Raw genomic sequence first — 12,833 nt, forward strand, 5'->3', positions numbered from 1 at the left:
CCTAAAGGGAAATCTTCCATTCGACAAAAAAAGAAGAAAATTTCTCCAGCAAACAACATATCTTTTTAGTTTGTCAATATATAATGAGAATAAATAAATTTCGTTTAAATGTGTCAGTTAAAGGGGAAAGTTATCAATAGTGGAAAATAGTGGAGAGGTACCTGGTGGTTAGTTGTTTTCGTGACCAAAATAGGAAAGCTAGGAGGCATTGGCTGATGAGAACCTATCAAATTTATTTAATCGAAGATGAATTTGCCCATCATTATTATGGAAGAGAAAAGCTATTTTTCAATTTGTTTTTGGAGTATATTCAAGCAAAGGGCAGACTGAAGAGTATTTTGCAAAAACAAATCGAATATGTCACCAAAACAGTCCCGATTATCCAGTTGCAGTTAGCTATTGAACAACGTTTGCAAAAAAAGATGAATTATTGGTCTCAAAATGGAAAATACTATTTAGAAAAAACAAACGGATCAAGTAAAGCCGTTTTAATCATTCAGCATGATTCCATTACTCTAAAAGCTGAAGGAGACTATGAAGCGGAGACGGCTTTCTTTGAAAGTATTCGAAAATATGAAGCGAGTTTTCTGGCCATTGATTTTGAACATGAAAAATACGGTTGGTTAAAACCGATAAAAGAAAGAAAATTTGTCTAAATGGGGGACTTTTCAGTAGCGGGTATTGTATAATAACCTTTGGTCTAGTACACTGATGTTAGACAACACGAAGGAGGAAATAGTATGTGGGTTTACATTCTAGTTGGCGTACTGGCATTGATTGCTGGAGTAGTGCTGGGATTTTTCATCGCTCGTAAATACATGATGGATTACTTAAAGAAAAATCCGCCAATTAACGAACAGATGCTGAAAATGATGATGATGCAAATGGGTATGAAACCATCCCAAAAGAAAATTAATCAAATGATGAGCGCCATGAATAAACAACAAACAAAATAAGATAGCATGAAACTTTGATATATCAATGTTTATTGCAATCATTTGTTAAACATATTCTATGCTGTTATAGATTTTGGTTAAACCTTCATCATTACTTTGCTTAGATTATGGTTAATCATTCTTATAATCCAAATTAAGACCACTTTTTGTTGAAAGATTAAGCAGAAGGGTGGTCTTTTTTCGTGTTGTTAGAAGATGTAATAGATGAGTATTTATATCATTGTATGGCTAAAGGATTTACCAAAAAGACAATGATTAATAAGCGACAGGAATATAAGCAGTTAAAGATTTTTTTAAAAGTAAAGAGAGCCATAACAGAACTGGAAACTGTTACAGTTTTTGATTTGAGGGCGTATGTGCGTGGAAAGCAGAAAGACGGTTTGAAGCCACAGAGTATTGTTTCCATGTCAAGGATGGTGTCTGCCTTCTTTAATTGGTGTGTAAGTGAAGAATATTTAAAAGAGAATCCTATGAAGAAAGTGGAAATCCCCAAAGTTCCAAAACTTGTGTTGAAGGGGTTCACTACTGATGAAGTAACAGCTATGATAAATGCCTTTACGTACAAGAATTATATTAGTATCAGAAACAAAGGGATGATTGCTATGATGGCTGACACAGGTATGCGTAGTATGGAAATAAGGGGATTGAAAGTAGAGAACGTAAAGGAATCAACAATACTGGTGTATGGTAAAGGCAATAAGGAACGTATTGTTTTCGTATCACCTGCACTAAAGAGAATCTTGATTAAGTATGAAAGAATGAGAAAAATGTACGTACAAGATAAGATTACAACTGACAATTATTTTCTGTCTTATAAAGGCACAGAAATATCTCATGTTGGTTTGTGGAACATGATTAAAAAAGCAGGGGATATAGTTGGAATTGATGGCAAGAGATTATCCCCACACACATTTAGGCATTTTTATAGTGTTCAATGCTTGATGGCAGGAATTGATATTTATAGCCTTTCACGATTACTTGGACATAGTGATGTGTCTACTACTCAACGATACTTGCATTCTTTAAATGATGAGCAGTTATTGTAAAAAGCTGTGGCATCAAGTCCGTTAATGAATCTAGGCAATAACAAGGAATGAATAGTAATAAGTCGGAAAAAGTAAATTTGGTAGGACAACAGCCTTAACAAGGGATTGTACAAGGGAAAAGGCGTAAAAGTAGTTATCTATACCCTTTGATGGATTCTTTGAAGTCTGTTGTTTAAAGTGAGTATAATTGGTGGTTATTTAAACCAAGATACGTCATATATTTCATTATTAAAGAATGGAGGATGAGTATTTTGGTAAAAAGAATACATGACCTAACAAAACCAGAAATTCAACTTGTTTACAGTCATAGAACTTAGCGATGAGAAAGATAAGAATGGAAAGAAGAAGTGGAAGTGTCAATGTGAGTGTGGAAATATTAGATATATACTTACACCATATTTGTTGAATCCAAATAAATATAAATCATGTGGTTGTGCCAAAGGTCAATTGTTAAGAGAAGCAAGAATACTCATGGGATGTCTAATACAAGGATTTATCATATTTGGGAAGCGATGAAGTACAGGTGTGGAAATCCAAACACGACTCAATTTATGTATTATGGTGGTCGTGGCATTAAAATATGTGAAGAATGGAAAAGTTCATTTAAAACATTTTATGAATGGTCTTTAAACAATGGTTACACAGATGTTTTATCAATTGACAGAATTGATGTTAATGGAAACTATGAACCGTCTAATTGTAGGTGGGCAACTCAAAAATAGCAGATGAACAATTTAAGACGAAACATTGATTTTGATTGGCTCCCGTTTTAGAAGTAAATTTAAAAGATGTTTAAAATTGTGATTTTATCAAAGTTGGAAAGATTTATTTTAATAATTATATGTAAAAAGCAAAGCACACTCACTATAAAAATGGGTGTGTTTCTTGATAGAGGGGCGTGCCTTATCACCAGAAACATGGTTTTGTCTTCAGATTCAATGAGTAGCAGTCCCACCCCCACACTCGAAGTGCTATTTGTAATGATAAGCGTATTAGAGTTTTGTTCTCTAGCCTGTGAAACTCCGTTTCAGCGTACTTTCTTTGATAACAAAATAAACATTACTAATAATATCATTTTCCTTGAAGAGTTTGATTGTATTGTAGATAAACTGTTGTCTAAATACCCACAAGCAGATAAGCATTGTAAAGACGGCACTAGACTATTCTTTGGTGGTAAGGAAATTATTGAACTGAACTTTAATAATAGGTTAAAGGTTAATGATTACTTGAAAAAGAATCCCAATGATTTTGGTGGGACAAAGAAGAATCTAGTAATATATCCTGCCAAAAACACCAAACAGATACAAACCGATGAACACAAACAAGGTAAAGAAACAGCAGATAACATAGAATTAATACAACAAAGAAATATCAAGGAGTTACGAAAGAAAATAAGAACCAAACCAAAAATTGTTTACAGTAATTTCGAGCTTTTCGATTACCTAAAACAACAGGATTTACGTGCATATATAGGAATCCAACATAAACGAAATTTTCTAGACATTTTTCATGAAGAAACTGAACCAAGTGCTTCTATTTTTGAATCCAATAAGAATAATGGACACCAATTATATAAATGTTTTTCAACAAGTAATCCTTTCGATGGAACGATTATCCAAGTTACTGAACGTTTATTAAAATGCTCCATATTGGAAGTGAAAGCATTTCTAATGGAGCTATATCAAGTAGAAATAAAAGAGAGTGAGCAACAAAAAGAGTTAAAAGAAGTCATTGATATATATAAAGAGCTTCTACAATCTGATGATTTAGAATAATTATATCCAAACTTTTACAAAGTATTTAATCGAAATGGTTATTTGCAAGATTTGTACATACTGTTGGATTTGGTTAAAGAGTATTTACCTTCAGGAAAAGACCCTAGATTATTGTTTTTTCACTCCTTAGAAACCATTTCGAAAAAATTTAATAAGAGTAAGAGTGTCACACATACGAGAATGAACTTCCTTACCTTTTTTAATTTGATTTCGAAATTGAATTTTGACGAAATTCCAAAGGAACTTTTTGAATATCAGCTAAAGTCGAAAAAAAGAAAAGGTCATAAGTATTTAAACTCTACATACGAATTGAACATTTATAGTTATCAATTTTTTAATAGACTCGATGACATGTGTGCATTGTGGATAGAAAAAGGGTGTACAACAAAAACGGTGAATTATGAGGGTATTTTAAGGAATTTTGGAAGGGAGGAAGCCGATAGAGTTTTTCCTCAGGATAAGGGAAAAATAATCCCCTCACTCAATAAAGAGGTTGTACATAGAATACATAAAACAACGTTAGAGTTGATAGAAACTTATGGATGGACAACAGAACAAGAGGTATTAGATAATGTTAAGTTGTATTTTAAAGGTCAGCAAGAATTTAAACAAAAACAATTTAAAATCTGTTTTGGCGAATTACTAGACGGTTATGACCTCGAAAGAATCAGGTTAAACAAAGAGCTAAAAAAGAAATTGGAAATAGAAGGTAAGGGTTACGGATTTATAATAAAACGCAGAGAATATATCGAGGAAATAATGATAGATATACCAGAAAGTTACGAAAACCATGAAATTTTCGATTAACCTTAGGTGAAAGCTACATAACACAAATCCTAAAATGGGAAAACGTAATGTTAATCGAGCATTTCAAACACAAAGTAATAAGTTGGAAACCCCATTACTATATGGGGTTTTTCTATATAAAAGTGAGGTTTTACCAAAAAATAGTATTCTGCTCCCACGACATGTTAAATATTTATCACGTGTGAATATTCATAATTAGTCATAAAAGACTGTCTGTTGACACGCTTTCTACGTGTGTTTTTTTATTTTTCGACACGTGGCTATATATCTATTTTAATTTGCTTTTTAATGGTAAAATCATCCTGTATTACGTATAAATAGTTAAATAGGGGAGTGGAGAGGGCAAATGAAATAGTGAAAGCTGTGAAAAAGACTGTTTTATAGCATGTTAAATTTAAAGGGATGCTACAAAAGATTTATCAGAAGAAAAACAAAAGTTAATGGGGAAGGAAGCTATGGGTTTCTGGGCTAATATATCTATCTTATTGCTTCTTGCTACAATAGTTTTTATAATTACTGGCATTGTTTTTCTATTTATGAAAAATGGAAAAGCTAAGAAGGTATTTAAAGCATCAGGTGTTACTTTTTCGGTATTTATAGTAAGCCTTATTTTTTCGGTGGCATTTAATGGTACAGATGATGATTCACCACATACAAATGTTGACACCGATTCACCTTCCGCAAACACTAAAGAGAATAATTCAGATAGTGAAACTGTACCAGAAAACAAACCTACAATTAGCTCTGCTGATTCTAATGATGATATTGAAGGTCAGTCTCCGTATACTGAGGATGAACTTGAAGCAGACCCTAAAGCACCTTCAACATATCCTAATGATTATAATGAAGACGGAGAATTTGTACCAGAAGGTGGACCGACTGATAACCCTGCTGATTACAATTCAAATGGTGAGTACAAACCAGTTGATGATATGACACAAGAAGAAATTCAACAAGAATTGGAAGATATGTTAGGAAATTAATCTGGCTTAACTTATAAGAAAAGAATCTGTTCAGCAACGGTGCATTGCAGACCGAACCAAAAAGACCACAGTAAAGTGGTCTTTTTCTGTAGACTTTAGAGTGCCTGCTGTGAAGAAAGTTTATACGGAGCGATGAACGATAAAACACTAGTTAAAAGAGGTTATACAAGCTGATTAACTTTTTTAATGTATAATGTTAACTCTTTTTTTGGAAATTTTTCTCATCCCCTCATTTATTTTAATATGCTAAAATTAGCATGGTTCTAATTGACTGACTTACCAAAGGAGGATAATAATGGTTAAATGAAATTTAAAATTATACTACAAATCTGTTCTCATTCACTAATACATAGGATAGGTATGCAGTAATTTAATTTGTGGGTCGTTTCCACAACACTCAAAGCTATGCCTACTAGTTTAGCTAAAACTAAAGCGGATAAAGCGATGAGATGTTTAAATAAAAAATAATTGTTTTCGGAAAAGGGGTATATACATGTTTCAAAGGATAGGAAAAATAATGGTAGTCTTATCATTAGTAATGTCTTTTGTATTAGTTAATTCAACTGCTATATTTGCATCAACAGATATTGATACTACGAAACCAACTATTAAAAGTATAAAACTAGATAAAGACACCGTTGAACCAGGTGGTCAAATACGTGTACAAGTAGAAGCAGAAGACCTAGAGTCAGGGGTAAAACAGGTATATGTAAAACTAAAAAGGGCGGTTGGAGGAGTAGAATCAACTATATTTTTGACTTATAATGAAAAAACTCAAAGATACGAGGGAACATTCAACGTTCCTAGTAATGCAGGAAATGGAAAATGGGAACTGTTTTTCATCTATGCGAATGATAAAGCGGGAAATGAGTATTATACAAGTATTAAAGAAGGAAGCGAATTGTATCGAACATTCACAGTAACTGGTGGATTCGATGATACTACGAAACCAACTATTAAAAGTACAAAAATAGATAAAGAAACTGTTCAGGCTGGTGGGCAAGTAGGTATCCAAGTAGAAGCAGAAGATTTAGAGTCAGGTATAAAGACAACATATGTGAAATTGCAAAAAGAAGGTGGGGGTGTAGAGAGAACTATATTTTTGACTTATAATGAAAAAACTCAAAGATACGAGGGAACATACAATGTTCCTAGTGATGCAGGAAATGGAAAATGGGAACTGTTTTTCATCTATGCGAATGATAAAGCGGGAAATGAGTATTATACAAGTATTAAAGAAGGAAGCGAATTGTATCGAACATTCACAGTAACTGGTGGATTCGATGATACTACGAAACCAACTATTAAAAGTACAAAAATAGATAAAGAAACTGTTCAGGCTGGTGGGCAAGTAGGTATCCAAGTAGAAGCAGAAGATTTAGAGTCAGGTATAAAGACAACATATGTGAAATTGCAAAAAGAAGGTGGGGGTGTAGAGAGAACTATATTTTTGACTTATAATGAAAAAACTCAAAGATACGAGGGAACATACAATGTTCCTAGTGATGCAGGAAATGGAAAATGGGAACTGTTTTTCATCTATGCGAATGATAAAGCGGGAAATGAGTATTATACAAGCACTACTAGAGAAAGAAATGAATTGTATCAATCTTTCAATATAGTTAAAGATATCATTCCTCCAAATCTTCCACAGGTTAATGAAATAAATGATAAAGATAAGTATGTGACGGGAACAGCAGAAGCAGGTTCAACGATTACAGTTAAAGCAGGAACGACAGTAATAGGAACAGGGATAGCTAAGGAAGATGGAACATTCTCAGTATCTATAGTTTTACAAAAAGCAGGATCAAAATTAACAATTAAAGCAACAGATAATGCAGGAAATACGAGTGAAACAAGTGAAGTCACCGTAAAAGATGTGACAGCTCCAAATTCACCTACAGTAAATGAAGTAACAGAAACATCAACAAGTGTTACTGGAACAGCAGAAGCAGGTTCAACGATTACAGTTAAAGCAGGAACGACAGTAATAGGAACAGGGATAGCTAAGGAAGATGGAACATTCTCAGTATCTATAGTTTTACAAAAAGCAGGAACAAAATTAACAATTAAAGCAACAGATAATGCAGGAAATACGAGTGAAACAACTGAAGTCACCGTAAAAGATGTGACAGCTCCAAATTCACCTACGGTAAATGAAGTAACAGAAACATCAACAAGTGTTACTGGAACAGCGGAAGCAGGTTCAACGATTACAGTTAAAGCAGGAACGACAGTAATAGGAACAGGGATAGCTAAGGAAGATGGAACATTCTCAGTATCTATAGTTTTACAAAAAGCAGGAACAAAATTAACAATTAAAGCAACAGATAATGCAGGAAATACGAGTGAAACAAGTGAAGTCACCGTAAAAGATGTGACAGCTCCAAATTCACCTACGGTAAATGAAGTAACAGAAACATCAACAAGTGTTACTGGAACAGCAGAAGCAGGTTCAACGATTACAGTTAAAGCAGGAACAACGGTATTAGGAACAGGCACTGTTGATGCCGAAGGTAAATATACAGTAACGATAGAGAAACAAAAAGCAGGAACTAAATTAACAGTGACCGCTACGGATGATGCAGGAAATGTAAGTGAAGTGAAGGAAGTCACCGTAAAAGATGTGACAGCTCCTACAGTACCAAGTGTGAATGCTGTATATGATAATGCTACTGTTATTACTGGTAAAGCTGAATCAAATGCAAAAGTATATGCGATGGTAGGAAGCAAGAAAATTGGCGAAGCAACTGCAAAAAATGGAGCATATACGATTAACATTGCAAAGCAAAAAGCAGGAACAAGCATTTCTGTTTATGCGGTTGATTTGGCAGGAAATAAGAGTGTGAGTAAAACAGTTAAGGTGTTAGACAAAACAGCACCGTCCATTCCAACAGTCAATGCAGTATATGATAATGCTACTGTTATTAGTGGCAAAGCTGAAACAAATGCAAAAGTATATGCAATGGTGGGAAGCAAGAAAATCGGAGAAGCAACTGCTAAAAATGGTGTATATACAATTAAAATCACAAAGCAAAAAGCAGGCACAAGCATTTCTGTTTATGCAGTAGATACAGCGGGTAATAAGAGTGCGAGTAAAACGGTTAAGGTAATAGACAAGACTCCTCCTACAGTACCAAGTGTGAATGCTGTATATGATAATGCTACTGTTATTACTGGTAAAGCTGAAACAAATGCAAAGGTTTATGTAATGGTGGGAAGCAAGAAAATCGGAGAAGCAACTGCAAAAAATAGTGCATATACGATTAAGATTGCAAAGCAAAAAGCAGGCACAAGCATTTCTGTTTATGCAGTAGATACAGCGGGTAATAAGAGTGGAAGCAAAACGGTTAAGGTAATAGACAAGACTGCACCAAGCATTCCAACAGTTAATAAAATAACAAGTAAGACACTAACCGTAACTGGAAAGAGTGAAAAGGGAGCAACTATTTATATTTACAATGGAAGTAAGAAAATTGGGCAAGGAATAGTGGATAGTCGAGGAAACTATAAAGTGAAAATCAAGGCACAAAAGAAGGGGTCAACCTTAAAGGTTTACGCTCAAGACAAATCAGGCAACAAGAGTAAGAGTAAAACCGTAAAAGTGAGCTAGCTAGTATCAAGATAAAGTTAGATAAATTTGCTATGTAAAGCTACCTGTTTATAGATTTTGCGGTAATACTGAACCAAGTATTACCGCTTTTTTTAAACTATGATTTGTAATAAAAGGGTGGGTAAGACAAAAGAAATTTTTTAAACTCACATTTAGAGTGCGTGTAATCTTGGTAAATAAAAAAGGAAGGAAGTCCTCATTAATAAGCAAAGTTTGAACCACGATAGAATAATAGTTTTAGTTACCTTGAGAATTTGCTTTTGTATCTATCCCAATTAGTTATTACAAAAACACCAGAGGAAATTGAAGGTGTCAGACAATCTATAATAAAGTCCAGACAGTCTTATAATAAGTAATCTTTTTGGGAAATTTTTCTCCTCTCCTCATTTATCCAATTATATGATAGTATTATCATGGTTCTAATCGACTAGTATACCTGAGGAGGATAGAAATGGCTAATTAAAAATTATAGAGCCTGTATGTACTATTTCCCTACTCAATCAACAATACATAGAAGTTATGTAGAAAAAATTTGGAGGTCTAGCTAAAACTAAAGCAATATAGATAAGAGAGCAGAGTACGACCGATTGAGCTTTTGTAGGTAGTAACAAAAGGGAATTTATAAAGTGAGATGATAAAAACTCACTATCAGAGAGTTGGAGGTAAATTGTGCGATTAATAAAAATACTATTTTGGTTATGTCTTATATTTTTTGTTATATCACTTTTGGTTTACACTATTCAGTGTATAATTTCTGCTTGGTGGAATATTCTTCTCATTATTATTATCTTATTAACCCTGTGGTGGTATAAAATTCGAAGAAAAAATCAGAAGTCAGTTTGGCAAGGAGTTATAATAATTATTCTTTCTTTACTTTTACTAGCCTGGTTTTTAATTCCTTGTATATTTGGACACTTTAAAGATTTGGAAGAGGAACCTGAAACTGATACCGAAATGAACCATCATCAAGTATTGACCGATGATGAGGAAGATAAAGAGAAAAAACAACAAGCAGAAAAAGAAAAAGAACAACAAGTAGAAAGAGAAAAAGAGCAACAAGCAGAAAGAGAAAAAGTACAAAAACAACAAGCGTGTTCAAACATTCGAGGTAATGTTTCAAGTTCAGGTACTAAGATTTACCATGTGCCCTCAGGACAATTCTATGATAAGACTGAACCTGAAGAAACCTTCTGTACAGAAGCTGAAGCAAAATCTGCTGGGTATAGAAAATCAAAACTATAAATTATTTTGCGGTAATACTGTTTATGTATAACCGCTTTTTTACCTATTTATCTAGATAGCTAGGCAGGATGAAAGAAAGGTTTTAAACACATCTCTCGGTAGAAGTGTTCCAATATCAAAAATATTCTAGACTAGCATTTGGAGTAAACATGAATAATATTACAAAATCCACTTATTTTCGATATAATACTAAAGTAATCAAACATTGGAGGACATTAAATGAAGAATCAGTTAGTAAAACATTTCTTATCCGTTTTTATAATCATATCTTTAGTGTGTTCTTTTACCAATAAGAATGTGTTGGCGAATGCAGATACAACACCACCGATATTGGAAAAAGTAGAGATTAATACCAAAAAGGTACATGCTGGAGAAGAGGTGACTGTTTATATTACTCCAAAGGATGATATATCAGGAGTTCAGTATATAGCTTTGATTAATCAAAGTCCATCAAATACACAAACAGTCGGAAGAAACCTCTGGAGTACTGATGAACAAGGGAGATATGTTTATACATTTAAGGTTGGAGAAAATGCAGAGGCTGGAAAATGGAAGATAAATAGTATTTCTTTAATAGATAATGCTAATAATACATCTACATTTTGGTATGGAACAGACTACATAATTGATTATGAAGTAATAAATCCAAGTGCAGATACAACACCACCGATATTGGAAAAAGTAGAGATTAATACCAAAAAGGTGCATGCTGGAGAAGAGGTGACTGTTTATATTACTCCAAAGGATGATATATCAGGAGTTCAGTATATAGCTTTGATTAATCAAAGTCCATCAAATACACAAACAGTCGGAAGAAACCTCTGGAGTACTGATGAACAAGGGAGATATGTTTATACATTTAAGGTTGGAGAAAATGCAGAGGCTGGAAAATGGAAGATAAATAGTATTTCTTTAATAGATAATGCTAATAATACATCTACATTTTGGTATGGAACAGACTACATAATTGATTATGAAGTAATAAATCCAAGTGCAGATACAACACCACCGATATTGGAAAAAGTAGAGATTAATACCAAAAAGGTGCATGCTGGAGAAGAGGTGACTGTTTATATTACTCCAAAGGATGATATATCAGGAGTTCAGTATATAGCTTTGATTAATCAAAGTCCATCAAATACACAAACAGTCGGAAGAAACCTCTGGAGTACTGATGAACAAGGGAGATATGTTTATACATTTAAGGTTGGAGAAAATGCAGAGGCTGGAAAATGGAAGATAAATAGTATTTCTTTAATAGATAATGCTAATAATACATCTACATTTTGGTATGGAACAGACTACATAATTGATTATGAAGTAATAAATCCAAGTGCAGATACAATTCCACCTAGTCAACCTATAATAAACCAAGTAACGGAAAATTCAACAAGTATGACAGGAACAGCAGAAGTGGGTTCTTCTATTACAATCAAAGCAGGAATGACCGTAATAGGAACAGCGACTGTTGATACTGAAGGCAACTATACGGTTACGATACCAAAACAAAAAGCTGGAACGAAATTAACAGTAACGGCAACAGATGAGGCAGGGAACATCAGTGAAGTAAAAGAAGTGACGGTGAAAGACGTAACAGCTCCATCAGTCCCAACAGTCAATACTGTATATGATAACGCTACTGTTATTAGTGGCAAAGCTGAATCAAGTGCAAAAGTATATGCAATGGTGGGAAGCAAGAAAATCGGAGAAGCAACTGCAAAAAATGGAGCATATACGATTAAGATTGCAAAACAAAAAGCAGGAACAAGCATTTCTGTTTATGCTACAGATACTTCAGTTAATAAGAGTGGAAGTAAAACAGTTAAAGTTATAGATAAAACTCCACCAAGCACACCAACAGTCAATACTGTATATGATAACGCTACTGTTATTAGTGGCAAAGCTGAATCAAGTGCAAAAGTATATGCAATGGTGGGAAGCAAGAAAATCGGAGAAGCAACTGCAAAAAATGGAGCATATACGATTAAGATTGCAAAACAAAAAGCAGGAACAAGCATTTCTGTTTATGCTACAGATACTTCAGTTAATAAGAGTGGAAGTAAAACAGTTAAAGTTATAGATAAAACTCCACCAAGCACCCCAACATTGAATAAAATTACAAGTAAGACAGTAACGGTAACTGGTAAAGGCGAAAAAAGAGTATCTATTTATATTTACAATGGAAGTAAGAAGATTGGGCAAGGAATAGTGGATGGTCGAGGATATTTTAAAGTGAAAATTAAGGCACAAAAGAAGGGTTCGTCATTAAAGGTATACGCTCAAGACAAATCAGGTAACAAGAGTAAGAGTAAAACGGTAAAGGTCAGCTAGTATCAAGATAAAATCAGATAAATTTGCTATTTAGCTACCTGTTTATAGATTTTGCGGTAATACTGAACCAAGTATTACCG

Annotated in this window: 9 protein-coding genes; all 9 read left to right on the plus strand. The window is 33.7% G+C overall.

Annotation, left to right across the window (positions count from 1 at the left end; translation table 11 throughout):
- The first annotated feature begins 215 nt into the window (after positions 1 to 215).
- On the plus strand, positions 216 to 656 hold the full coding sequence (gene sirA, locus ABOA58_RS10275; RefSeq protein WP_350302194.1) for a sporulation inhibitor of replication protein SirA: 441 nt from the start codon (positions 216 to 218) through the stop codon (positions 654 to 656).
- 84 nt (positions 657 to 740) lie between these two features.
- Positions 741 to 956, plus strand: a complete 216-nt coding sequence (locus tag ABOA58_RS10280) for a YneF family protein (RefSeq protein WP_034312934.1) — start codon at positions 741 to 743, stop codon at positions 954 to 956.
- A gap of 182 nt (positions 957 to 1,138) precedes the next feature.
- The gene (locus tag ABOA58_RS10285) at positions 1,139 to 2,002 is read left to right on the plus strand and encodes a tyrosine-type recombinase/integrase (protein WP_350302195.1); all 864 of its coding nucleotides are present in this window, start codon (positions 1,139 to 1,141) and stop codon (positions 2,000 to 2,002) included.
- A 788-nt stretch (positions 2,003 to 2,790) separates the two neighbouring features.
- Positions 2,791 to 3,777: a hypothetical protein gene (locus ABOA58_RS10290; protein ID WP_350302196.1), complete on the plus strand. Its 987-nt coding sequence runs from the start codon at positions 2,791 to 2,793 to the stop codon at positions 3,775 to 3,777.
- 63 nt (positions 3,778 to 3,840) lie between these two features.
- Positions 3,841 to 4,584, plus strand: coding sequence for a hypothetical protein (locus tag ABOA58_RS10295; protein WP_350302197.1), 744 nt, complete (start codon positions 3,841 to 3,843; stop codon positions 4,582 to 4,584).
- Between the two features lie 440 nt (positions 4,585 to 5,024).
- Positions 5,025 to 5,567 carry a hypothetical protein gene (locus ABOA58_RS10300; RefSeq protein ID WP_350302198.1) on the plus strand — a complete coding sequence of 181 codons (543 nt, stop codon included), beginning with the start codon at positions 5,025 to 5,027 and terminating at the stop codon, positions 5,565 to 5,567.
- A 493-nt stretch (positions 5,568 to 6,060) separates the two neighbouring features.
- Complete coding sequence (locus ABOA58_RS10305; protein ID WP_350302199.1) at positions 6,061 to 9,180, plus strand: Ig-like domain-containing protein; 3,120 nt, start codon at positions 6,061 to 6,063, stop codon at positions 9,178 to 9,180.
- A 669-nt stretch (positions 9,181 to 9,849) separates the two neighbouring features.
- On the plus strand, positions 9,850 to 10,422 hold the full coding sequence (locus tag ABOA58_RS10310; protein ID WP_350302200.1) for a sunset domain-containing protein: 573 nt from the start codon (positions 9,850 to 9,852) through the stop codon (positions 10,420 to 10,422).
- A gap of 219 nt (positions 10,423 to 10,641) precedes the next feature.
- The gene (locus ABOA58_RS10315) at positions 10,642 to 12,753 is read left to right on the plus strand and encodes an Ig-like domain-containing protein (RefSeq protein ID WP_350302201.1); all 2,112 of its coding nucleotides are present in this window, start codon (positions 10,642 to 10,644) and stop codon (positions 12,751 to 12,753) included.
- The last annotated feature ends 80 nt before the right edge of the window (positions 12,754 to 12,833 follow it).

Source organism: Peribacillus frigoritolerans, from assembly GCF_040250305.1.
Lineage (GTDB): Bacteria > Bacillota > Bacilli > Bacillales > DSM-1321 > Peribacillus.